The organism is Arthrobacter sp. TE26545 (genome assembly GCF_056279005.1).
The window spans coordinates 898,042-921,383 of the sequence record NZ_JBWBQM010000001.1 but is presented as its reverse complement, the minus strand read 5'-3'; the positions used below and the strand labels follow the sequence as shown (position 1 = coordinate 921,383).

At 67.1% G+C, this 23,342-nt stretch carries 20 protein-coding genes; 10 read left to right on the top strand and 10 right to left on the bottom strand.

Translation table 11 applies throughout. The features are described from left to right. Positions 1-10 precede the first annotated feature (10 nt). Entirely contained in the window at positions 11-1,090 is a 1,080-nt protein-coding gene (locus tag ACZ9CK_RS04110; RefSeq protein WP_426302481.1) for a Gfo/Idh/MocA family protein, read from the top strand. 313 nt (positions 1,091-1,403) lie between these two features. Here the strand turns inward: ACZ9CK_RS04110 and ACZ9CK_RS04105 are convergent, their stop codons facing one another. Beyond that, on the bottom strand, positions 1,404-1,871 hold the full coding sequence (locus ACZ9CK_RS04105; RefSeq protein WP_476049330.1) for a DoxX family protein: 468 nt from the start codon (positions 1,869-1,871) through the stop codon (positions 1,404-1,406). 109 nt (positions 1,872-1,980) lie between these two features. On the opposite strand from ACZ9CK_RS04105, the gene ACZ9CK_RS04100 reads away from it, so the two are divergent. Continuing rightward, positions 1,981-3,084: an FAD-dependent oxidoreductase gene (locus tag ACZ9CK_RS04100; RefSeq protein ID WP_476049329.1), complete on the top strand. Its 1,104-nt coding sequence runs from the start codon at positions 1,981-1,983 to the stop codon at positions 3,082-3,084. Between the two features lie 88 nt (positions 3,085-3,172). Here the strand turns inward: ACZ9CK_RS04100 and ACZ9CK_RS04095 are convergent, their stop codons facing one another. Further along, a complete protein-coding gene (locus tag ACZ9CK_RS04095; RefSeq protein WP_476049328.1) occupies positions 3,173-5,392 on the bottom strand; it encodes an NADP-dependent isocitrate dehydrogenase in 2,220 nt (739 codons plus the stop codon). Positions 5,393-5,748: 356 nt separating this feature from the next. On the opposite strand from ACZ9CK_RS04095, the gene ACZ9CK_RS04090 reads away from it, so the two are divergent. After that, positions 5,749-6,723, top strand: a complete 975-nt coding sequence (locus ACZ9CK_RS04090) for a trypsin-like serine peptidase (RefSeq protein WP_426302477.1) — start codon at positions 5,749-5,751, stop codon at positions 6,721-6,723. A gap of 208 nt (positions 6,724-6,931) precedes the next feature. Here ACZ9CK_RS04090 and purH read toward each other — a convergent pair whose 3' ends face one another. Beyond that, the gene (gene purH, locus ACZ9CK_RS04085; protein WP_476049327.1) at positions 6,932-8,602 is read right to left on the bottom strand and encodes a bifunctional phosphoribosylaminoimidazolecarboxamide formyltransferase/IMP cyclohydrolase; all 1,671 of its coding nucleotides are present in this window, start codon (positions 8,600-8,602) and stop codon (positions 6,932-6,934) included. Positions 8,603-8,802: 200 nt separating this feature from the next. After that, on the bottom strand, positions 8,803-9,606 hold the full coding sequence (locus tag ACZ9CK_RS04080) for an endonuclease domain-containing protein (protein WP_476049326.1): 804 nt from the start codon (positions 9,604-9,606) through the stop codon (positions 8,803-8,805). Between the two features lie 291 nt (positions 9,607-9,897). Between ACZ9CK_RS04080 and ACZ9CK_RS04075 the strand changes: the two genes are divergently transcribed. From ACZ9CK_RS04075 to ACZ9CK_RS04065, 3 genes are read left to right on the top strand one after another with little or no spacing between them, the layout of a single operon-like run. After that, on the top strand, positions 9,898-10,848 hold the full coding sequence (locus ACZ9CK_RS04075) for an N-acetylglucosamine kinase (RefSeq protein WP_476049325.1): 951 nt from the start codon (positions 9,898-9,900) through the stop codon (positions 10,846-10,848). Continuing rightward, positions 10,823-11,788 carry an N-acetylmuramic acid 6-phosphate etherase gene (gene murQ / locus ACZ9CK_RS04070; RefSeq protein ID WP_426302473.1) on the top strand — a complete coding sequence of 322 codons (966 nt, stop codon included), beginning with the start codon at positions 10,823-10,825 and terminating at the stop codon, positions 11,786-11,788. Before ACZ9CK_RS04075 ends, murQ begins: the two co-directional genes overlap by 26 nt. A gap of 21 nt (positions 11,789-11,809) precedes the next feature. Next, the gene (locus ACZ9CK_RS04065; protein ID WP_426302472.1) at positions 11,810-13,162 is read left to right on the top strand and encodes an MFS transporter; all 1,353 of its coding nucleotides are present in this window, start codon (positions 11,810-11,812) and stop codon (positions 13,160-13,162) included. Between the two features lie 21 nt (positions 13,163-13,183). Here the strand turns inward: ACZ9CK_RS04065 and ACZ9CK_RS04060 are convergent, their stop codons facing one another. The 3 genes from ACZ9CK_RS04060 to purN all read right to left on the bottom strand — a co-directional run bounded on the left by ACZ9CK_RS04060 (position 13,184) and on the right by purN (position 17,712). Then, entirely contained in the window at positions 13,184-15,766 is a 2,583-nt protein-coding gene (locus ACZ9CK_RS04060) for a phosphatidylglycerol lysyltransferase domain-containing protein (RefSeq protein WP_476049324.1), read from the bottom strand. After that, positions 15,763-17,067, bottom strand: coding sequence for an alpha/beta hydrolase (locus ACZ9CK_RS04055; protein ID WP_476049323.1), 1,305 nt, complete (start codon positions 17,065-17,067; stop codon positions 15,763-15,765). The genes ACZ9CK_RS04060 and ACZ9CK_RS04055 overlap by 4 nt, the downstream gene beginning before the upstream one ends. Before the next feature lie 72 nt (positions 17,068-17,139). After that, positions 17,140-17,712 (bottom strand): phosphoribosylglycinamide formyltransferase, encoded by a 573-nt coding sequence (gene purN, locus ACZ9CK_RS04050; RefSeq protein ID WP_120522597.1) that lies wholly within the window; start codon positions 17,710-17,712, stop codon positions 17,140-17,142. A 38-nt stretch (positions 17,713-17,750) separates the two neighbouring features. On the opposite strand from purN, the gene ACZ9CK_RS04045 reads away from it, so the two are divergent. After that, entirely contained in the window at positions 17,751-18,176 is a 426-nt protein-coding gene (locus ACZ9CK_RS04045) for a hypothetical protein (protein WP_426302468.1), read from the top strand. Here the strand turns inward: ACZ9CK_RS04045 and ACZ9CK_RS04040 are convergent. Then, positions 18,173-19,489 carry a cell division protein PerM gene (locus ACZ9CK_RS04040; RefSeq protein ID WP_476049322.1) on the bottom strand — a complete coding sequence of 439 codons (1,317 nt, stop codon included), beginning with the start codon at positions 19,487-19,489 and terminating at the stop codon, positions 18,173-18,175. The two genes, ACZ9CK_RS04045 and ACZ9CK_RS04040, sit on opposite strands and share 4 nt — an antisense overlap. A gap of 190 nt (positions 19,490-19,679) precedes the next feature. On the opposite strand from ACZ9CK_RS04040, the gene ACZ9CK_RS04035 reads away from it, so the two are divergent. The 3 genes from ACZ9CK_RS04035 (at position 19,680) to ACZ9CK_RS04025 (ending at position 22,139) form a co-directional block, all read left to right on the top strand. Beyond that, positions 19,680-20,141, top strand: a complete 462-nt coding sequence (locus ACZ9CK_RS04035; RefSeq protein ID WP_426302466.1) for a DUF4383 domain-containing protein — start codon at positions 19,680-19,682, stop codon at positions 20,139-20,141. A gap of 313 nt (positions 20,142-20,454) precedes the next feature. Beyond that, positions 20,455-21,891: a flotillin family protein gene (locus ACZ9CK_RS04030; RefSeq protein ID WP_426302465.1), complete on the top strand. Its 1,437-nt coding sequence runs from the start codon at positions 20,455-20,457 to the stop codon at positions 21,889-21,891. Positions 21,892-21,896: 5 nt separating this feature from the next. Then, positions 21,897-22,139, top strand: a complete 243-nt coding sequence (locus ACZ9CK_RS04025; RefSeq protein ID WP_426302464.1) for a hypothetical protein — start codon at positions 21,897-21,899, stop codon at positions 22,137-22,139. Here the strand turns inward: ACZ9CK_RS04025 and ACZ9CK_RS04020 are convergent. Together ACZ9CK_RS04020 and ACZ9CK_RS04015 are read right to left on the bottom strand one after the other, a co-directional pair. Continuing rightward, complete coding sequence (locus ACZ9CK_RS04020; protein ID WP_476049321.1) at positions 22,136-22,582, bottom strand: J domain-containing protein; 447 nt, start codon at positions 22,580-22,582, stop codon at positions 22,136-22,138. The genes ACZ9CK_RS04025 and ACZ9CK_RS04020 overlap by 4 nt on opposite strands. A 230-nt stretch (positions 22,583-22,812) precedes the next feature. After that, on the bottom strand, positions 22,813-23,235 hold the full coding sequence (locus ACZ9CK_RS04015) for an Hsp20/alpha crystallin family protein (protein WP_476049320.1): 423 nt from the start codon (positions 23,233-23,235) through the stop codon (positions 22,813-22,815). Positions 23,236-23,342: the final 107 nt, after the last annotated feature.

The window sequence follows — 23,342 nt, the reverse complement described above, 5'->3', positions numbered from 1 at the left end:
GATGGTCACCATGAGCAAGCACATCGCCAGGCCATGGCTGTTCAGCCAGGAAAACCAGGACCCGCGGGCCGCCACTGGAAAGACCTTGCGCTGGGGCGTTGTCGCCACGGGCGGGATTGCCAGGACCGTCACCGGAGACCTGCTCCAGCTCGAAGACGCCGAACTGTACGCGGTCAGTTCGCGGCGCCAGGAGACGGCTGATGCCTTCGCTGCGACGCACGGCGCGAAGAAAGCCTATGGGGACGACGGCGGCCTGCGCGGCTACCAGCGCCTGCTTGCCGACGACGCGGTGGACGTCGTCTATGTCGCCACGCCGCACGCGCAGCACTACGAGGTGGCCAAAGCGGCGCTTGAAGCCGGGAAGCACGTCCTCTGTGAAAAAGCGCTGACTATCAATGCCCGCGAGGCCGCGGAACTGGTGGGGCTGGCCCGCGAACGCCGGCTCTTCCTGATGGAGGCCATGTGGAGCCGCTTCCTGCCGAGCATGCAGCGGGCCTTCGCCATCGCCGCCTCGGGCGAACTGGGCGAAATCAAATGGGTCAGCGCGGACCTCGGCTTCCCGGCACCGTACGACCCAGCCGCACGGATCTGGGCGCCGGCGGACGGCGGCGGCGCATTGCTGGACCTGACCGTTTATCCGCTCCTCTGGGCGTGGGGCACCCTGGGTGCGCCGCAGACGGTCAGCGCCGTGGGCACCCTGAACAGCGACGGCGTGGACTCCCAGAACGCGCTGACCCTAGGCTACGACAGCGGCGCCCTGGCGCAACTGACCTCATCGCTGCTCGCCCACGGCCCGCGCACCGCATCCGTGGCCGGAACCGAAGGCTTCCTGCAGACGCATGGTTCCATCAACAATCCGCGCGAACTGCACATCCGCACGGGGTGGGACGAGCCGCGCGTGGAGCGCTTCGACGTCGTGGGTGTGGGTTACTGCTATGAGCTCCGCGAGGTGACCCGGTGCATCCAGCAGGGGCTCACGGAGAGCCCGGTGATGCCGTGGGAGCACTCACTGGACATCATGCGCTTGTTCGACGGCGTCCGCTCCCAATTGGGGATCCGTTACGCCAACGATCTGCCCAAGGGTATGTGACAGGGGCGTCATACGGGTTTGGAAGATTCCGTACCGGCGGCCTCTTCCCGTCATTCAGGGCGCCCGGCATGACAGTTGGCGTAGAGATTCCCCCTTTTTGTGGACCGGTTTTTTTCCTGGCCCTACGATGTACGCAACCGTTGAATCTGAGTCAGAGGCTGGGGGCGTCAGATCAAAGCTGCGCAAGCCGTATGCTGCTTCGGAAACCACGGCTACTACTCCGACGGGTGGCGTCCCGCCGGAGCTCAGGTGGTGGCTCCGATAGCGGTCCCTGTCAATATCGGGGCCACCATGCTGAACTTCATCGCGCTGGCTAGCGCCTGCCCCTTTTCCCGCCGGTGACTCTTGCGCCGGTGACTCTCGCGCTGGACATCTTCCGGTCCAGCGAGGCTGCGCCCGGGCCCAGGAACACAAAGGCCAGCGACACCACGACGTACACAATGGGCAGCTCGCCCGCGACCCCGCCCGTCCCGGCCAGCAGGGGCTTGCCGGATTCGGTGACGAACCAGATGGCAGCGAACATGACCGCCGCCAGGAAACCTGCCAGGCGGGTGAACGCCCCCAACAGGAACATCGCGCCCAGGCCGGTTTCACCGGCGATGACCAGCCAGGACAGCATCTCCGCTTTCTGCACGCCCATCCCGGCAATGGACGCCTCGAAAGCCTCCTGGCCGGCCAGGATCTTCCGGACGCCGTGCAGCGCCAGGAGGGCACCGACGCAGATCCGGAGCAGGGCGGTTCCGTATGAAATGGATGCGGCGGAAGGATTGAGGAAACTCACCCATCCAATCTATGCCGACTGCCCAACTGGCTCGCAGTTGTTGTCGTTTTGAGGGCCGAAAACGACAACAACTGCGAGCTACTTGGGGTGAAACGGGAGAATGGAAGGCATGAATGTTGACGTAGTGGTGGTTGGCGGCGGAGCAATGGGCTCGGCGGCCGCGTGGCAGTTGGCCCGTAGCGGCAAATCAGTGGTGCTCCTGGAACAGTTCGAGGAAGGCCACAGGATCGGCGCCTCGCACGGCGCCACCCGGAACTTCAACACCGCCTACGCCGAGTCCGACTACCTCGACCTCCTTGCCGAGTCCAGGGAACTATGGGACGAACTGGCCGGGGAAGCCGGAACGCAGCTCCTGGACCTCGTCGGACTGGCCAACCACGGCAACGTGAACCGGCTCCGCACCATCCACGAAGCCCACCAGGAACGCGGCATCGAGAGCCATTTCATCTCCGCCGCCGAGGCTGCAGAACGCTGGCGGGGAATGAACTTCCGCGGCGACGTCCTGTTCGTGCCCGGCTCCGGCCGGGTGCGGGCGGCCGAGGCACTCCTTGCGTTGCGGAAAGCGGCCGAGGCCCGTGGCGCCCGCTTCGAATACTCGACGCCGGTCCGTGGCATCCGCGTCCTCGGCGCCGACTCGGTGCTGGTGCTGACGGACCGCAGCGAGTTCGTGGCCCGCCGCGTGGTGGTCACGGCCGGAGCCTGGACGGGCAAGGTCCTCGAGGGACTCGCCACACTGCCGCCGCTGCTCGTGACCCAGGAACAGCCGGCCCACTTCACCCCGTTGGATGACTCGCTGGATTGGCCGAGCTTCAACCACAGCCCCGATCCAGGCGACCCGCGGGACGCTTATTGGTACAGCCCCGTCTACGGCATGCTGACCCCGGGCGAAGGCATCAAGGCCGGATGGCACGGCGTCGGCCCCGTCACGGACCCGGACGCCCGCACTTTCCAGCCCGAACCCGAACAGCTCGACGCCCTGGTGCGGTACGCGCGCGAGTGGCTTCCCGGCGTCGACCCTTCCTCGGCGGTGCCGATCAGCTGCACCTACACCACGACGCCGAACGAAGACTTTGTGCTCGACGGCTTCGGCCCGCTCGTGGTCGGCGCAGGCTTCTCGGGGCACGGCTTCAAGTTCACCCCGGCGATCGGCCGGGTCCTGGCGGACATTGCCGCCGGCGGAGTGGCCCCGGCGCGCTTCGCGGCAGCCCGCTAAAGGGGCGTTAACCCAACTGACTCGCAGTTGTTGTCGTTTTGAGGGCTCAGAACGACATTAACTGCGAGTCAGTTGGATTAGGCAGAGGCTACTTCAGGATGGAAAGCACCTTGTTGAAGGTCTCCGACGGGCGCATGACGGCCGAAGCCTTGGCGGCATCCGGACGGTAGTAGCCGCCGATTTCCACGGGGGAACCCTGGACGGCGAGCAGCTCGCCCACGATGGTTTCCTCACCGGTGGTCAGCGCTTCGGCGACCTTCGCGAAGGAGGCAGCGAGTTCGACGTCGGCGGTCTGCTTGGCCAGTTCCTGCGCCCAGTAGGAGGCCAGGTAGAAGTGGCTGCCGCGGTTGTCGATGGTGCCCAGCTTGCGGCCCGGGGACTTGTTCTCCAGCAGGAAGGTGCCGGTGGCGCGGTCCAGGGTGTCGGCCAGGACCTGGGCGCGGGCGTTGCCTTCCGTGGTGGCCAGGTGCTCGAAGCTCACGGCCAGGGCCAGGAACTCGCCCAGGCTGTCCCAGCGCAGGTAGTTCTCCTTGAGGAGCTGCTGGACGTGCTTCGGGGCGGAGCCGCCGGCGCCGGTTTCGAAGAGGCCGCCGCCGTTGATCAGCGGAACCACGGAGAGCATCTTGGCACTGGTGCCCAGTTCCAGGATCGGGAAGAGGTCCGTGAGGTAGTCGCGGAGCACGTTGCCGGTCACCGAAATGGTGTCCTCGCCCTTGCGGATGCGCTCCAGGGTGAAGGCGGTGGCCTTCACCGGGGACATGATCTCGATCTGGAGGCCCTCGGTGTCGTGCTCCTTGAGGTATTCCTTGACCTTGGCGATGAGCTGGGCATCGTGCGCGCGCTCTTCGTCCAGCCAGAACACGGCGGGGGTCTTGGAGGCACGGGCGCGGGTGACGGCCAGCTTGACCCAATCCCGGATCGGCAGGTCCTTGGTCTGGCAGGCGCGCCAGATGTCGCCGGGGGCAACCTCGTGCTCGATCAGGACCTTGCCGGAACCGTCAACCAGCTGCACCTTGCCGGCGTCCTGGATTTCGAAGGTCTTGTCGTGGCTGCCGTATTCCTCGGCGGCCTGGGCCATGAGGCCGACGTTCGGGACGGTGCCCATGGTGGTGGGATCGAAGGCGCCGTTGGCACGGCAGTCGTCGATCACGACCTGGTAGACGCCGGCGTAGGAGCTGTCCGGAAGGACGGCCAGGGTGTCGGCTTCCTTGCCGTCCGCGCCCCACATGTGGCCGGAGGTGCGGATCATGGCCGGCATGGAGGCGTCAACGATCACATCGGAGGGAACGTGCAGGTTGGTGATGCCCTTGTCGGAGTCCACCATGGCCAGTGCCGGGCCGTTTTCCAAGCCCTGCTTGATGGCGGCGGCAACCTCTTCGCGGATCTCTTCCGGGAGTTCGTCGAGGCCGTTGAGGATGGAGGCCAGGCCGTTGTTGGCGCTCAGGCCAGCGGCGTCCAGTTGCTTGCCGTACTTGGCGAAGAGGTCCGCGAAGTAGGCCTTGACCACGTGGCCGAAGATGATGGGGTCCGAGACCTTCATCATGGTGGCCTTCAGGTGTGCCGAGAACAGCACCCCTTCTTCCTTGGCCCGGGCAACCTGGGCGGCGAGGAACTCATCGAGGGCGGCGGCGCGCATGACGGTGCCGTCAACCACTTCACCGGCCAGCACGGGGATGGACTGCTTGAGGGTCTTGACGGTGCCGTCTTCGCGGACCAGCTGGATACGGAGGGTGTCGTCGGCCGGGATCACCACGGACTTCTCGTTGGAACGGAAGTCGTCGGCAGCCATGGAGGCAACGTTGGTCTTGGAGTCGCTGCTCCAGGCACCCATGGAGTGCGGGTTCTGGCGGGCGTAGTTCTTCACCGACAGCGGGGCGCGGCGGTCAGAGTTGCCTTCGCGCAGCACCGGGTTCACCGCGGAACCCTTGATCTTGTCGTAGCGGGAGCGGATGTCCGTCTCTTCGTCCGAGGAGGGGTTGTCCGGATAGTCCGGCAGGGCGTAGCCCTGGCCCTGCAGTTCGGCGATGGCCGCTTTCAGCTGCGGGACGGATGCGCTGATGTTGGGCAGCTTGATGATGTTGGCTTCGGGCTTCTTCGCCAGTTCGCCGAGCTCGGCCAGGGCGTCACCGATGCGCTGCTCTTCGGTGAGGTAGTCACCGAAGACGGCGATGATGCGGCCGGCCAGCGAGATGTCGCGGGTTTCCACGTCCACGCCCGCCGTCGAAGCGAAGGCCTCGATGATCGGCAGGAAGGAATACGTGGCCAGCATCGGCGCTTCATCGGTGTGGGTGTAGATAATCTTGGCCATTGCTCGGGCGTCTCCCTGAAGGTCTCCCGGGGCTGCGACCTCGCCACTGCTCCTGTCGGCACGCAGGACGAACCACAAAACCCCTTGCGTTGTTTGCCGGATGATGCCCGGCGGAACATTCCAACTATGCCACAGCGGCCCATTTTGCCCCTAAATTGCAAGGATTCCCCGGCTTGCATGACGCGCCGCCGGAACAGCGTCGCGCGGCACTGGAGCCGCGTCGTATTTCATAGAGTGCTATCACAAACTGTGAAACATCTATTTACAAAACTGTCACAGCCCGGGTAATTTCATTCCGTTATCCCGCGGCGGCGCCTCCGCCCGGGCCGATTTCCCCACCGAAAGTCAGGACAATCGTGACAAGAAACAAGACCCTGGCCACAAGCCTCCTTGGTCTCTCCGCAGCCGCAATGTTCGCATTCACGTCCGCAGGAGGAGCGGCCGCGACCTCCGTTTCCCCGGACGCCAAGGAGGTGTCCCACACAGTCAGCGCCACCCTCCAGACCAGCGGCGTGGCCGACTATTGGACCCCCGAACGGATGCGCTCGGCAATCCCGGGCGATGTCCTGGCGCAGAAGGCCGTGGCGCGCGGCAAGAGCACGGCCCGGGCCGCCGTCGAACAGGGCCAGTCCACCAGGATTTCCGGCAAGGCGGGCAAGGGCAAGCCCTCGCTGCACACCGACGAAAACCCGGTGCCGCACATCGGCAAGGTCTTTTTCACCCTCGGCGGCGTCAACTACGTCTGCTCCGGCAACTCGGTCGCCTCCACCAACGAGAGCACCGTCTCCACCGCCGGCCACTGCCTGAATGAAGGACCCGGAGCCTTCGCCACCAACTTCGTCTTCGTCCCCGCGTACCTCAACGGCGCGGCCCCCTACGGGAAGTGGACTGCCCGCGCCCTGTACACCACCAACCAGTGGAGCTCGGGCGGGGACATCCAGTACGACACCGGCTTCGCCGTCGTCTCGCCCCTGAACGGCCAGACCCTCTCCGACACAGTGGGTGCCTCCGGCGTCGAGTTCAACGCAAGCCGCGGCCTGAGCTACAAGGCCTTCGGTTACCCTGCCGCGAGCCCCTTCGACGGCCAGTCGCTCAAGGCCTGCACCGGCACCGCCTTTGACGACACCATCAACCCGGGCGGCACCACCCAGGGCATCCCCTGCGACATGACCGGCGGCTCCTCCGGCGGGCCATGGTTCATCGGCAGCAACTCCGAGGGCTACCAGAACTCGATCAACAGCTACGGTTACGGCAGCCGCTCCACCACCATGTACGGCCCGTACTGGGGTTCGGTCATCCAACAGGCCTACAACAACGCTTCCGCCAACTAGGCGGGGTCGGTTTCCTCAGCAGGGTTAACGACGACGGCGGCCGCCCCCTATGAGGGGCCGGCCGCCGTTTCGCTGTTCTTCTTCATCGATTGCTCCCCGTCGGCTCCCTGGCCTCGCAAGCTCGGCCAGGGAACCCTGCCGGCGTGGGCCCAGACGTCGTTTTGAAGGCTCAAAACGACGTTGCCTCAGCAATCGATGCAGGTGGAGCTCAGTGGAAGAAGTGGCGTGCGCCGGTGAAGTACATCGTGATGCCGGCGGCGTTGGCCGCGGCGATGACTTCCTCGTCCCGGACGGATCCGCCGGGCTGCACTACGGCGCGGACACCGGCGTCGATCAGGATCTGCAGGCCGTCAGCGAACGGGAAGAACGCGTCCGAGGCAGCCACGGCACCGCGGGCGCGCTCAGGTGCCCCCGCAGCAGAGGCGTTGGATGCACCGCCGGCACCGTCGACGTCGGACTCCACGGTGACGCCCAGGGTGTTGGCGCGCTCGACGGCCAGTTTGCAGGAGTCCAGGCGGTTGACCTGGCCCATGCCGATGCCCACGGCTGCGCCGTTGTCGGCCAGCAGGATGGCGTTGGACTTGGCGGCGCGGCAGGCGGTCCAGGCGAAGGCAAGGTCCGCGAGGGTGGCCTCGTCAGCAGCCTCGCCCGCGGCGAGGGTCCAGTTGGCGGGGTTGTCGCCGTCGGCGTCCACCTTGTCGCTCATCTGCACCAGCACACCGCCGGAGACCTGGCGCATTTCGGCCGGGTAGCGGCCGTAGCCCTCGGGCAGGGCGAGCAGGCGGATGTTCTTCTTCTTGGAGAGGATCTCCACGGCTTCGGGCTCGAAGTCGGGGGCGATGACGACTTCGGTGAAGATGCCCGCAACGGTGCGTGCCATGCCCGCCGTGACAGTGCGGTTCGCGGCGATGACCCCACCGAACGCGGAGACGGGGTCGCAGGCGTGGGCCTTGGCGTGGGCGTCGGCGATCGGGTCGGCGGCGTCAGTGGAACCGACGGCCACGCCGCAGGGGTTGGCGTGCTTGACGACGGCGACGGCGGGCTCGGCGAAGTCGAAGGCGGCGCGCAGGGCGGCGTCGGCGTCCACGAAGTTGTTGTAGCTCATGGCCTTGCCGTGCAGCTGGTCGGCCTGGGCGATGCCGGCCGGGGCGGCCTTGTCCACGTAGAGGGCGGCCTGCTGGTGCGGGTTTTCGCCGTAACGCAGTACCTCGGAGCGTTCCAGGGCCAGGCCGGCGTAGGCGGGCCAGTCGATGATGCCGTCGCCGTCTTCATCCAGGAACTGGGACGCAGTCCAGGTGGCCACGGCGTTGTCGTAGGCAGCGGTGTGCGCGAAGGCCTTGGCGGCCAGGCGGCGGCGGGTCTTCAGGTCGAAGCCCCCGGCCGCGGCGGCTTCCACGACGGAACCGTAGAAGGCAGGGTCGGTGACGATCGTGACGGCGGCGTGGTTCTTCGCGGCCGAGCGCACCATCGCGGGGCCTCCGATGTCGATCTGCTCGACGACGTCGTCCTGGCCGGCGCCGGAGCGGACCGTCTCGACGAAGGGGTACAGGTTGACCACCACGAGGTCGAAGGGCTCGATCTCCATCTTGGCGAGGGTGTCCATGTGGGCCTGGACACGGCGGTCGGCGAGGATTCCGCCGTGCACGCGCGGGTGCAGGGTCTTCACGCGGCCGTCCAGCATTTCCGGGGAACCGGTGACTTCTTCGACTTCCTTGACCGGGATGCCGGCCGCGGCGATCTTCTTGGCGGTGGAACCGGTGGAGACGATGGAGACGCCGGCTGCGTGCAGGCCCTTTGCGAGCTCCTCCAGTCCGGTCTTGTCGTATACCGAGATGAGTGCACGGCGGATAGGGACACGGTCAAGCTGCGTGAAGCTCACAAAAATCTCCGTCTTGGATCGCGTTGGGTTCGCAGATGGTGGGGATACGCCACAGTTTATCGCGTCGGCGGCGGCCCCCGTTTTCATTGCGTTTCTTGCGTTGCGGGGCCTGCTCGGCGGAGTTCCTTGCGTTGCGGGGCCTGCTCTTCGTCCTTTAGGGCGCCCAAAGCACGTAGAGCAGGCCCCGCAACGCCAATCCACTAAGCGGCTGCACGCCAACCCCGGTCGGCAAGCGCGCTACGCAGCTTCCGCTCGGAGGCGGGCCACCCCTGGCGCAACTGATACTTGGAGAAACGCAGCACGATCCATCCCATTGACCGCAGCCTGTCGTCCCGTTCAATGTCGCGGCCCCATTGCACAGGATCCGTAAGGTGGTGCTCCCCCTCATACTCCAGGGCAATCCGATACTCCCGGTACTGCAAGTCCGGCGTCGAGACGTAGTTCCCGTGGGTGTCGTGGACTGGCTGCGTCACGAGCGGTTCCGGCAGGCCGGCGTCGAGGATCCTCATCCTCAGCTTCGATTCCAGGGGCGAGTCGACGCCGTGGCGCAGCAAGGGAAGGACTGCCCTCGCCATCCGGATCCCCTTCACCTTCGGACGACGGTCCACCACCTCTTGGATTGCTTCGAGCGATGACAACGGGTTCTCCCGGGCGAGCAGGGCGTCCCCGGCGGCCACCAAGGCATCGCGGCCCAGGATTGCGGCAAGATCGACCCAGGTCCGTTCCGGAGAGGTCAGCGCAACGCCGTTGATGAAGCGCACGTCGCGGGCAAGCAACGGCGCCCTGTGTCCGACGACTCCCCTGCGCTTGACCCGTCCGATTTCCGCCCGGCGGGTGACATGGATGAGTCCGTTTCCGCGTTCCTCGGCCTCCAGGGTTGCCGGCAGGGGAAGCGGCCACAGCAAGGCAGAAGTGGTGTGGCTGATGGCACTGCGCGGCGTGACACCCGTGTGGAGCCGGGCAAGGAGTTCCAGGTCCAGAACTTCCTCCGGACGAAGCCGCATCCCTCTACTGGGCGTGACGAGGCCGCTGCTTTCCAGCCGCCATCTCGCAATCCCTGCGGCGTATGCGTCGCGCACAAGGAATCCCCGCGGATCGATGGTTGCCGGGAGAGGCGGTGGTTTGCGCATACGTCAATGCTGGCTTGGCGGCCGTCGTCGTCCGGGGTTATCCACAGAGTTGCCCTTCCATGCCCGGGGCGACCCCTCCTCCACAGCGTTGCGGGGTCCGCTTTACGTCCTTTGGCCGCCCAAAAGGACGTAGAGCGGGCCCCGCAACGCAGATAGGGTTGGACCATGAATGCTGCGGCGATGGTGCTGGTGGCCGATCTCGGCAAGAGCAGGTGCAGGCTGGAACTGCGCTCGGGGGACGAAGTGCTCGCAGCGGCGGACCAGCATGGTTTCCCCGGACTTGGCGTCACGGACGGCGCCCGCCTGGCGTTCGAGCTGCTCGAAGAGACGGCCGCGATGCTTCCCCCGGGGCTGACAGCGACCGGCCCCTCCGGATCCCCGCTGGCCGGTTTCGGTGCTGCCGTGGCCGGCGTCGAGGCCTCTGCCAAGAGCTCCCGCGAACTGGCCAGCCTGCTCGCCAGCCGCTTCAGCGTCCCCGCCGCAGTCCTTTCAGACGCCACCGCCGCACAGCTCGGTGCCATGCAGGGTGCTCCCGGCACCGTGCTCATCGTCGGCACCGGCGCCGTGGCGTTCCGCTTCGACGACGGCGGGCAGCTGCACCGTGCCGACGGCTGGGGCCCGCTGCTGGGCGACCGGGGCAGCGGCCGGTGGATCGGCCAGCGCGGCCTGGAAGCGGTGGTGCAGGCGTTCGACGGCGGCCCGGAGACTTCGCTGAGCGCCGCGGCGGAAGCTTTGGTTGAGTCGCCCCTCATGCTTCCCGCCTGGCTGGGCGGCATGGAGAACCCGGCCCGGGCGATGGCCCGCTTCGCTCCCCTGGTGCTGCACGCAGCGGAGGCGGGTGACGCCGTCGCGCGCGGAATCGTGGATGAGGCGTGCAGGATCCTTGCCGGCACGGTCAAGCGCGCCAGCGGCGGCACCGGCCGCGTGGCGGTGCTGGGCGGCGTGGCGAACTCGGAGTTCTTCGCGGGCCTCTTGCACAACACCCTGGCTTCGGCTGGGATTGAGATGGTCGAGCCCCTCGGCGACGGCATGGACGGGGCCGCCCTCGCTGCGACGCGCCGCGGGCTCCTGCAGGAAAGGTACATCCACCGTGACGGAACAAACTGGCCCGACTGACCCCACCGCCGCAAGCAACGATCCGCTGGAAGGGCTGCGCTCCGAGCTCGCGGGCCTGCAGACCGAACAGGCTGCCCCGGCGCTGGACAGCATCGACACCATGGGCACCGCCGAACTCGTGGCCGCCATGAACGAGATCAACCGCGGCGTCCCCGCGGCGGTCGAGGAAGCCGCGCCCGCCATCGCACAAACCATCGACGCCGTTACGGAGCGGCTCGCGCGCGGCGGCCGCCTGCTCTACGTGGGTGCGGGGACGGCCGGCCGGATGGGCGTGCTGGACGCCAGCGAGTGCCCACCCACCTTCGGCACCCGCCCGGAACTCGTGGTGGGCATCATTGCCGGCGGCCCGCATGCCATCCAGAAGCCGGTGGAGTACGCCGAGGACAACGCGACGGCCGGCGCCCGGGACCTGCATGACATCAACGTGACGGAAAAAGACGCTGTGATTGGCATCTCGGCCTCAGGCCGCACACCGTACGTGATCGGAGCCCTGGAGGAGGCCCGCAGCCGGGGCGCGTTCACGGCGGCGATCGCCTGCAACCACGGCTCCGCCATCGGCAGGCTCGCGGACGTGGCCATCGACGTGGTGGTGGGCCCGGAGTTCGTTGCCGGCTCCACCCGGCTCAAGGCCGGAACCGCCCAGAAACTGGTGCTGAACATGATCAGCACGCTCTCCATGGTCAAGCTCGGCAAGACCTACGGCAATCTGATGGTGGACCTGAAGGCCACCAACGAAAAGCTCCTGGCACGCTCCCAGCGCACCATCCAGCACGCCACGGGAGCCGATGCCCACGCCGCCATCCGCGCCCTCGATTCGGTGGGCGGATCGGTGAAGGCGGCCATCCTGGTGCTCCTGACCGGCATCGATCCGGCGCAGGCGAAGGGTGCCCTGGACGAGGCCGGCGGCTTCCTGCGGAAAGCGATAGAAAACCACCGCTAAAGTTTTCCCCAGGAGGGGAAGATGAACACGTACACGTCAGTGCCCAGCGGCGAGCAGGTGGTCCAGGAACTGCCGTGGCGGTGGGCCGTCCAGGGCCGGATTTTCCTGATCGGCGGGCTGGGCTTCATGTTCGATGCCTGGGACGTCACGCTCAACGGCATCCTCATTCCCCTGCTCTCCAAACACTGGTCCCTCGAGCCGGCCGACGCCGCATGGATCGGCACGGCCAACCTGATCGGAATGGCCCTGGGCGCCTTCGCCTGGGGAACCATCGCGGACACGATCGGGCGTAGGAAGGCCTTCACCGCCACGCTGCTGATCTTCTCGCTCTTCACCGTGCTGGGCGCCTTCGCCCCGGATTTCCTGTGGTTCTGCGTCTTCCGGTTCATGGCCGGCTTCGGGCTGGGCGGCTGCATCCCGGTGGACTATGCCCTGGTGGGCGAGTTCACGCCGCGGAAGCAGCGCGGCCGGGTGCTCACGGCGATGGACGGCTGGTGGCCGGTGGGTGCCGCGCTGTGCGGTTTCGTGTCCGCCGGGCTCATGGCCGCCTTCGCCGACTGGCGCCTGACCATGCTGGTGATGGTGCTGCCGGCCCTGCTGGTGTTCTGGGTGCGGCGCAGCGTGCCCGAATCCCCGCTCTTCCTGATCCGCAAGGGCCGCCGCAAGGAGGCCGCGGAAGTCATCGACGCCCTCGTGGCCGCCACCGGCGCGCCGCCGCGCGCCTACAGCCTGCCCGATCCCCAGGCCGCTCCGCGGCTTTCCGCCGGGAGCGCCTGGACCCAGTTGCGCAGCCTGTGGCAGTTCAGCTGGAAGATCACGACGGCGGCGTGGGCTTTGTTCTTCACCGTCCTTCTCGTGTACTACCTGAGCCTGACCTGGATGCCGCGCATCCTGATCGGCGCCGGGTTCGAGGAGTACAAGGCCTTCCTGACGACGGCGGGAATGGCCGCCGTCGGGCTCCTGGGCGTGGTGGCGGCAGCGCTGCTCGTGGAGCGCCTGGGCCGCAAATGGATCCTGGCGGTCAGCGGTCCGTTGTCCGCCGGGACGCTCGTGGTGGTGGCGCTGGTGGTGGACATTCCGTCCGCGGCGGTGTTCTGGCTGCTGGTCTTCGGCTTCGTGGTGCAGGTGGCCATCCCGGTGCTGTACGCCTACGTGTCTGAGCTCTACCCCACCGAACTTCGCGGCTCGGGCTTCGGCTGGGCGTCGACATTCTCCCGCCTCGGAGCCGGCTTCGGACCCCTGGTGTTCGCCTCGTTCTTCTGGCCCACCTTCGGCCTGGCCACGTCCTTCGCGCTGGCCGGCGGCCTGGTGCTGCTGGCAGTCATCTGGATGGGGCTTTTCGCCCCGGAAACCAAGCAGCGCGCGCTCGACTGAGCCCATGCGCCGCCGAAAAGGTCAGTCCCGGCGCCCCAGCACGCGGGCAAGGACCATGCTTTCCTTGGTGGACACCTCGGGCAGGTAGGCGCGCGCCAGGGCCATGCCGATGCGCGGCAGGGCCGAGAAATCGGGGAAGGCCATGAACAGCGTGGAGTATTCAGGGTGGAACTTCGCCTTGAACCGGAACAGGGAACCGAAACCATAGGCCGGCTCCAACGTCCTGGAAAGCCAGGCAAGGAAGGCGGCGATGCCTGCCGCGGGTGCCTCCGGCGTTGCGTCCGCGGGCACGGGCTTGGTGGCCAGCGGCGCACCGGACAGGCTCACGAACCGGGCGCCCGCCTCCTGCAGATGCAGCGCGGCGGAGGCGATCAGGAATTCCATGACGCCGTTGTGGGATTCGGGGGCACGGCGCATGAAGTCGAGAGTCCAGGCCACGACTTCGCCGTCTTCGTGCACCGGCATCCAGGACGTCAGCGCTTCGATGCGCCCGTCCTCGGCAACGGCAAGCATGAGGCGGACATCCGGGTCCTTGAGTTCTTCCAGGCCGCCGAGCGTGAACCCCATCTCGGGCAGCTTGTTCTCCGCCACCCAGGATTCGGAGATCGCCACGATCTCCGTGGTTGCCGCGAACGGCAACTCACTCCACGAGGTCCACACCGCCGTCCTGCCCTCACGGACCGCCTTGTTGAGCGCGGTCCGCACGCTCTGCCAGTGTTTGCCCTGCATGGTGAGTCCTTCGGTGTGGATCACCGTTTCTTCCCCGACCGGCATGTGCCGCCAGCCGAGGTGCTCAAAGACAGGCAGCAGCCCGGAATGGAAGGAATAGAAGACGGGGGTCCAGTTGTGTTCATCGCAGAACACCAGGAACTCCCGGATGGTCTGCTCCACCCGGTCCGGGGCGCAGACGGGCTCGCCCAGCACGATGGCCTGCCCGTTGACCTCGCGGTACGCCAAGGCTCCCTCGCCGTCGCGGGTGAACCACGGCGTGTTGCCCTCCCAGGTGGTCATATGCCCCAGCGAGCCGCCGCCGCGGCGGCGCAACAGCGCACGGAACTTCTCGACGTCGTGCGCTACCGCGAGGCGGGGCGAGCGCGAGAGCAGCCACAGGGCGGCCACGACGAAGACCGCCCAGAAGGCGGGTCCGCTCCATTGGTAGGCCCAGCTCACCACCGTGTGCCGTGGGAGGACGAAATGTCCAGGCCCGCTAAGGAAATGCGGCGGCACGAAGCGGCGCGGCGCATCGAGGAACACTCCTGAGGCGGTGATGCGCGGGGCAATCGACTTCAGCGCCGAGAGGGCGGCCACCGTGCAGGCACCTGCCAGGACCAGGAAGGAGCCCAGCAGCACCAGGAGGAAACGGCGGAAAGCCCGCCGGGGCGCATGGATTCCGAAGTGCCTGCGTTTGAGCACGAGCATGATCAGCGACGCCGCCGGCACCAGTGCCGCCGTGAGCATCCAGATGACGAGTTCCTGGCCGTTGAACGGGCGGTGCACGGCAGTTCCCGCCTGCCCGATGAGCCGCACGACGCTGAAGGATCCGGGGGAAGCCAGCAGGATGGCCGTGTTCACGCCCACCGCGAGCCACCAGCCGAAACGCCGGCCCCGGTACAATCCCCACGCCGCCAGGCCCAGGAGCACCACGGGTACGAAGGCAAGGGCCACCATGCCCGGCCCCTGCGAACCGATCCTGGCCAGCTGGTGGATGCAGAGCCGGGACAGCGGGAGATCGCCGTGGCAGGCGGCGGCGAGCGTGCCGGGATCCACGGGGTCGTTCATGAACAGGTAGGAACCGAAGGCGAAAGGCGTCAGGTCCGTGCTGCCCAGGAAGGCCACCAGCGGTCCCACCGCCGTGACCAGGACGACGGCGGCAACGAGCGTGCGGGTCTCCCGGTGGGAGCTGTAGGCCACGTGGAGCGGGCGTTTGCTGGTCCTCAGCCATGCCCCCAACGGGAGGCCGGCCAGCACGGCCAGGAGCCGGTAGAAGTCCTCGGGATCCCCCGAGTAGAGGACGAAGATGAGGACAAACGTCAGCAGCACCACCCTGATCCGGCGCCTCCACAGCAGCCCCATGCTGCCCGTGGCGGTGGAGAGGGCGCCCAGGACGCCGGTCAGCGGATCCACCGTGGCAGAGGTGGAGGCGCTGGTGGACCACCATTCCCAGGTGAGGGTTCCCAGCCATTGCAGCAGGATGCCCAGGAACCCGCCCGCCAGCCCTGTCGTGAGGAAGGCGAGCGCGGCCTTCCGGGTCCCGAGGGTCCGTTCCGCCAGGCCGAGGAGGAGGACCGCCCCGATCGCGGCCAAGGCGGTTGCCGTGGCGTCCTGGGGGACCAGCAGGGCCGTGAGCAGGGTCCACCACCGGCCTCCTTCGAAGGTGGCGTCCACGCCCTGGCCCCAGATCCGGGCGGCATCCATGCCGAACAGCGTGCGGCTGAACACCGCCGCGGCGAGGAACACGGCCGCCATCAGGAAGGAAAAGGGAATGCGCCGGAAGAAGCCGTCCAGGCGCTCCTTGGTGTTTTGCAAATGGCTGCGCCGCCCCGCCGGCAGGCTCTCCGCTCCGCTTTGGGCGGGTGGACGCTGCCGGGTGATGTTGTTGTTCATGACGGCGACAATCCCCAACGCGGGTAGAGGATCCGGAAGGCTTCGGCGAGCCCTCCGGCGACGGCGTTGCGAACGTGGCCGGCTCCCGGAACGCTGTAGAAGGACGCCTTGATTCCCACCTGCAGGGCGGTGGCGAGCATGCGTTGCGCCTGTTTGGTGTAGTCCGGGTCCTTGCTCCCGGCCGTGTACACGGCAACCATGTCTTCGTAGCGGCCGTGGGCGAGCATGATGTTGCGGGGCTTCACGGCGTCGTAGTCCTGCTGCTTCCCACCGAACACCGTGGCCAGGTTGTAGGCGGGCTTTTCAGAACCCTGGAACTCTTCCCCGGAGATCGAAATGAAGCTGCCGAAATCCTGGGGGTACTTGGCCGCGAAGTAGCTGGCGCAGACCCCGCCGTCCGAATATCCGGCGAAGGCCCAGTGCTTCCTGTCCTGCATGATGGGCAGGTTGGCGCGGGCCCAGGGCAGGACGTCCTGCATCACGTAGCTCTCCACCTTGCCCCGGTTCGAGTCCAGGCAGAGCGGGTCGCTGTAGGGATCCCCGAGCTGGTCGACCACCAGGATGATGGGCGCCAGGCCGTGGTTCCTGGCGGCCATCGCGTCGGCAACGTTGGCGGCGGGCTGCGGACTGGGCGCTCCCGGCTGCCCCATCATCATGATCATGAATGGCAGGAGCGGAGGATGCTTCACCAGGGCCGCCGGAGGAAGGTAGAGGCCGGACCAGCGTGCCTGGAAGCCGGAGTGCTTGGCCGGGATGGGCAGGGGCGTCTTGCCCCTCAGGCCGGCCTGCGGCATGTCGGCAGGGGCCGTCCACGTCTTGTACAGCGGCAGCTCCGAACCCTTGAGCCACGAGGAGCGGAGCGGGATGCGGACGGTGTTCGCGGTGTTGATGTTCAGCACCGAGCCCAGGGTCTGGTTCAACCCGTAGGCCGCGTTGACCTGGAACGCCGCGGTCGCCGCGAACACCAGGACGGATCCGGCCGCGAGCACGCTGCGCCACCAGCGGCCGCCCCGGAAATTGGCGATGGCGAGCGCGATGGCGGCGAAGGAGGCAGGCGCCCAGAACCAGACCTCGGAAATGAGGGGTCCGCCGAAGGTGTTGTCAACGAAGACGCAGTACCAGAGGACTCCGAGCCCCAAGGCGGTCCCCGCGGCCAGCGCGCCGGCGGCCACCGCGAACCAGCGGACCTTTCGCCTCTTGAACAGCAGGTAGGCCAGCAGGAGCGAGCTCAGGAGGGTCCAGGCGAGCAGGAAGCGCGGACCCGTTACCGCCATATCCAGGACGGGTTTCCAAAATCCCATGACCATTCCTCGCAAGTCCGCCGGTGTTACTCAAGGCGCGCAATGGCCTGTTCCGCCCGGCGTGCGATGTCTTTATAGCAAGCGATTCTGGGCGATGTCTGACAAAGTGCTGACAAGCAGCTTGCGCTCAACCACTTTGATGCGTTCGTGGAGGGAGTCCTGGTCGTCACCGGGGAGGATGGTCACGGCTTCCTGGGCGATGATGGGGCCGGTGTCCACGCCGGCGTCCGCCCAGTGGACGGTGCAGCCGGTGACCTTCACGCCGTAGGCGAGGGCGTCGCGTACGCCGTGGGCGCCGGGGAACGCGGGCAGCAGGGCCGGGTGGGTGTTGAGGTACTTGCCGTGGAAGGTGTCGATGAACTCGGGGCTGACGATCCGCATGAAGCCCGAGGAGACCACCACGTCGGGCTGGTACGAGGCCACCTTCGCGGTCAGGGCGGCGTCCCATTCGGCGCGGGTTTCGAAGGAGTTGAAATTCACCACGAAGGTTTCCAGGCCGGCGTCTGCCGAGCGCTGCACGCCATAGGTGTCTTCGCGGTCGGCGCCCACGGCGGCGATCTCGACGTCGAGCTCCCCCGCTTTGACGGCGTCGATGACCGCTTGGAGATTGGAACCGGTGCCGGAGACGAGGACAACAATGCGCATTGCAATAGCTTATGGCTGCCTCGCGTAGGCTGGAAAACATGAACCCCGACGCCGCACCCCGCCCGCAGCTGCCAGCTCACGGGGAGGCTGCGGAAGCCGCGCAGTCCCGCACGCAGCTCTTGTTCCGAAGCTTCCTGTTGACCGTGCTGGGCGCGGCGTTCGTTTACACCCTCAACGTCAGCTACGTGTGGCTGTGCGGCATCCTCACCCTGGCGGCCTGGGTGCTTGGCGTTGTGGTGGTGGTCCGCACGGTGCGGCTGCGGCAGAGCCGGATCCTGCTGTACGGGACCATTTCCGGGCTTCTGGTTTCGGCGGTACTGGGGCTGCTGGTGGTGTTCTCTATCTTGTTCTTCACGCAGGTCAGCGCCTTCCAGGAGTGCGCCCGCGACTCCCTGACAGAACAGGCCCGGAGCAGCTGCACGGCGGCCTTCGAGAATTCCCTGCCCCCGGCGCTGCGGCCCTAGAACTTGGCGGTCTCCAGGTCCGCCTCGCGCAGCTTCTGCCGGCGTTCCAGCCACGGCCCGGCCGAGTAGCCGATTACGACGCCGGTCCCCACCTCCGCGGCCAGCCAGGCTGCCGTCCACAGCGGGTCCGGTCCGATCTCCGTGAGGCGGCCGACCCCGGCTGAGCCCCGCGCGATCCAGGCCAGCGCACCGGCAAGGACGCCTGTGACGGCCCCGATCAACGCACCGAGCACCACGGTGGACGCGGCGGCGGTGAACCAGCGGGCCCTGATCTTGATGGAAAGCCATTCGTCGAAGTGGTTTTCGCCCTCGCGCAGGAACCACCAGCCGGCCAGCACGCCGGCCAGCACGGGAAGCACCAGGGCCACCACGCCGAACTCCAGGTGTCCGGTGGGCAGCCCACCGAAGACCGGGATGGCGGGCAGCGGCCCGACGGCGGTGCCCAGCGGTCCGGCGTGCGAGCCGACTCCCAGCGAGAAACCTGCGCCCGAACTCCAGGCCAGGGTGAAGACCACCAGGTTGGGCAGGTAGCCGAGCTGGGCGATGGTGAGCACGGCACCACCGAGCGCCCCGGCCTTGAGGCCTTCGAATACGGCGATGATCTCCGCCCAGTGGATACCGAGGTCCACCGCGAGCAGCAGGGCGGCCAAGGCGAGCGAGGCCATGAGCGCCACGGAACCTGCCTTGATGGCGGACGCGAAATAGGAACCGGCCCAGCGGGAGTGCTGGCTGGTACGCGCGATCCAGTCCACTGCGTCCACGCCGATGAGCCTGCTCCAGGAACCTGCTTCCCGGCGGGCTCCCACCACCATCCCCAAGCCGAAGGGGATCAGCGGCAGGAGCATGGCGAGCCAGATGTTGATCACCACTTCCTGCGTACGGCACACGAAACCGGTGGCGGCACCAAAGGCACCGTAGACCAGGACCGCACCCAGGAAGGCCTGCCACAACTGATCCGTGTAGGAAGCCCGGGCCAGGCGGCGCCCGGCACGCCAGGCCAGAAGGAAGGGAATGAGGGTCAGGCCCAGGGGGAACAAGGAGAGGACGCCGCTGCCCGGCTGGGCTGCAGTGCCGAGGTTGACGGACGCCAACTGGAGGGGCACGCCGTGGATGAGCAACCAGGCCTGGCCGGCCAGCCGGGCCAGGAAGTCGATCTTGCGGTTCTCGAATCCGTCGGTGGCCCAGACACCGGCGAGGGGCAGGATCACCACCAGCGCGGAGATGATGGCGGCTTGCGCCGATTCGAGCGCTCCCTGGAGCGCCAGGGGCATCGGGAGGCCACGGTTTCCGGTCTGGTCAGCACGCAATTTCATCGTGTTCCAATCGTGCCACGAAGGCCCTGCCCGGGCCGGTCGGGCGCGCTGGCGCGCGGCTGTTTTGACGACTGCCCCGCGCGCCCGCGGACCGGCAGCCTGTTGCGGTAGGCAGGGGCCGCCGTCGGGCGCCTTTTCAGCTGCCCGGACGTAAGATGGGGAGTGTTCCCACGGAATGGTTGGAGGGCATATGAGCAGCGCGGCGTCACATGCACAAGGAGTCCATTTCGGGCGCCAGGACATCCAGGTCGCCGGCCTCGGCGTGGCCCTGCTTGTAGCGCTGGTGGGAGTGCTGGGCTTCGTTCCCGGCATCACTACCCAGTACGCGCAGATGCAGTTCTTCGGGCCAGGTTCGCATGCCATGCTGCTGGGCTTGTTCCAGGTGTCCATGCTGCTGAACTTGCTGCAGCTGGCCATCGGGGTGAGCGGCTGGTTCATGTCCCGCACGTCGTCCGGAGCACGGGCGTTCCTTTATGGCTTCGGCGCCCTGTATGTGCTGCTGAGTGCCTACGGGCTGGGCGTCGGGGAGGAGTCAGCTGCGAACTTCCTCTCGGTGAACATCCTGGACAACTGGACGCACCTGGTGCTTGGAATCCTGATGATGACTGCCGGCTGGATGTTCTGGCCCAACCAGGCCGATCGGAGAAAGTAGCCCGGATCTGGCAATCCCGGGACGATGAGGAGTGGCCAATGAATAGCGAGCACAGCTCAATCTAACGAGTCATCAAGAAAGGGTTGGCGCAGTCAATCCGGCGAAGCTGCCGGGGCTGCGTCAACTCTTGTTTCTCGGACCGCCGCCCGCCTGTCGCCGCGCGCCGGTCGCCGCGCGGCTGGCCGCCCCGGTCCGGGCCAAAAATCACTGGACTTCCATCCATCTACTTGCACAGACTGTCCTAAGAACCGGCAGCCCGGCCTATTTGGGGGTCCACCACGGAGCCTGTTCACTGACGCTGAGAGGATCAGTCATGGGAGACCTTGTAGCTTTCCTGCCGCTTGCTTTCGGAATCATCGGTGTGCTGATCGTCATCGGGGTCGTCTGGGGCCTCACCAAGGCGATGTGGAAAGTGGCCGAACCGAACGAGGCCCTGATCATCTCCGGCCTGACCCGCGGAACCCTCGAAAACACGGACGGCATGGACTTCAAGATCGTCACCGGCAAAGGCGCCCTGGTGGTCCCCGGCCTGCAGACTGTCAGGACCCTTGCGCTGACCCTGAACGAGACGGAACTGCAGGTCAACTGCGTCACGTCCCAGGGCATCCAGGTGGTGGTGGAAGGCGTGGTGATCTACAAGATCGGCGATTCGCCCGCATTCATCGCCAATGCCGCCCGGCGGTTCCTGGGCCAGCAGCCCAAGATGGAAAGCCAGGTCTACAACGTCTTCGAAGGCCACCTGCGCTCGATCATCGGCAGCATGACGGTCGAGGAGATCATCCGTGAACGCGACAAGCTGGCCTCGCTGGTCCGCAGTGCGAGCGGCGTCGAAATGGAGAAACTCGGCCTCGTGGTGGACTCCCTGCAGATCAAGGACCTGCAGGATCCCACCGGCTACATCCAGAACCTCGCCAAGCCGCACATCGCCCAGGTCAAGATGGAGGCCCGGATCGCCGAGGCCACCAGGAACCGGGAGGCCGCCGAGAAGGAGGCCGAAGCCGCGGCCCAGATCGCCGACGCGCAGAGCCTCTCGGCCATCAAGCAGTCCGCGGCGCAGGCAAACGCCGAAAAGGCACGGGCCAACGCCGCCCAGGCCGGCCCGCTCGCCGACGCGACCGCCCGCCAGCAGGTGGTGGTGCAGGAAACCGAAGTGGCCAAGCTCGAGGCCGACCGCGAGGAGCAGAAACTCCAGACCACCATCCGCAAGCCCGCCGACGCCAAGGCCTACGCACAGCGCACCGAGGCCGAGGCGCAGAAGGCGGCCGACATCAGCGCCGCGGAGGCACGGGCCAAGCGCACCGAACTCGAGGCCCAGGCCAACGCCCGGAAGCTGGAAGTCGAGGCGCAGGCGAGCGCAGCCGCTGCGGCTGCGATGGCGGGCGCCACCCGGGTCACCGGCGAGGCCGAGGCCGCCGCAACGAAGGCCCGCGGCGACGCCGCCGCCTCGGCCGTGAAGGCCAAGGCGCTTGCCGAAGCGGAGGGCATCAAGGCGCGCGGCGAGGCGCTGGAGACCAACCAGGATGCGGTGATTTCCCAGCAGCTGGCCGAAAACATGCCGGCCATCGTCGCCGCGGCGGCCGAGCCGTTCGCGCATGTGGGGCAGCTGACCGTGCTGAACGGCGGCGAGGGCCTCAACAGCATGGTCGGCGGCATCCTGTCCCAGGTCGGAAACTTCCTGCCCTCGCTGGCGTCGGCGCTGAAGAACGGGAAGGACGCCGTCAAGCGACCCCCGACCACGCCCAAGTCCTGACCCCCATGTATAAGAACGTCGACCACAGCCTCACCGGCAAGATCGGCCGCGTCACGGGCCGGATCGGCCCCGGGACCATCGGCGAGGTGATGCTGCCGTACCGGGGCGGCGTGAGCGCCTTCCACGCCCACCCTTTCGATAAGAGCAGCGAGTTCCCCGTGGGCGAGAACGTCCTGGTGATCTACTTCGAGCCGCCGCAGACCGTGTACGTGGATGAGTTGCCGGAGGTCCTCAAGCACGACGGCTAAGGCCGGCTGCCGGGCAGGGGTGACCACCGGGTCGGTCCATACCTGAGCGGCTGGTTCGGCGCGGGGCCGCCGGCCCCGGGCTGTACGTGACCGGGCTCCGGGTGACCGGGCCGTACGTGACCGGGTTCCGGGTGAAAACGCACCTTCACGGGGGTCCCGTTCGCAGCGGCAGGACCAGCAGCGGTCCCAGCGCCGGCTCCGGCGCGGCGGGCGCGGTCATAGGCCGCCCGCTTCGCCGCATCCGACAAGACCGCGTAAGCCTGCATGATGGCATGCAGGCGCTCGAGGTCGCGCGCTTCGGAGGTGCCGCCGTCGTGGTTTTCCTGGCGGGTGTCCGGATGGAGCCGCCGCAGCAGGCCGCGGTAGGCACGGGTGATCTCGCGTGCCGTGGCCGTAACCGGCACGCCCAGGATTTCGTAGTAGTCGGGGTGGCTGTTTCCCAAGATCGGTTCCCGGTCAGGGTGCTATGAAATCGGGGTGTTGGAAATGGGGATGGCCCCCGGGCGGACCGGGGGCCATCCGTCGGGAGACACCGTCGGGGGCCGCGTTTCCTCTGCGCAACAAGCGCTGTGGCGTGGCGCGAAGCCTGCGCCCGTTTTCCGATGCGGTCGGTCCGATGCTCCCGGTCACGCGCTCCGCCATGGCCACCGGACCGTATGGCGGAGCGAGCGGATCAGGCGTTGATTTCCTGGCGTTGTTCGTTGGACGTGATCTCGATGCGCCGCGGCTTGGCCTTTTCGGCCACGGGGATACGCAGGGTCAGGACGCCGGCGTCGTAGCTGGCCTTGACGCCGTCGGTGTCCAGGGTGTCGCCGAGGATGAGTTGCCTGCTGAAGACACCCTGCGGGCGCTCTGCGGCGACCATCTCGGTGCCCTCACCCGCCGGCGACTTGCGCTCGGCCTTGACTGTCAGGACATTGCGTTCGACGTCGAGCTCGACGGACTCCGGGCTTACCCCGGGCAGGTCCAGGGCAACGATGAATTCATCGCCCTCCTGCCACGCATCCATGGGCATGCCGGCGGGGCGTGCTGTTGTGCCAAAAACCTGTTGGGCGAGCCTGTCGAATTCGCGGAACGGGTCAGTGCGCATCAGCATGTTGTTCTCACTCCTTCAGATCTTGATGCTGATTTGTTGTCTTTGTTGTTGTCCCAGCCAACCATGATCTGCTTCGGTTGGTATAGATTTTTTATAGCACTGGTGAA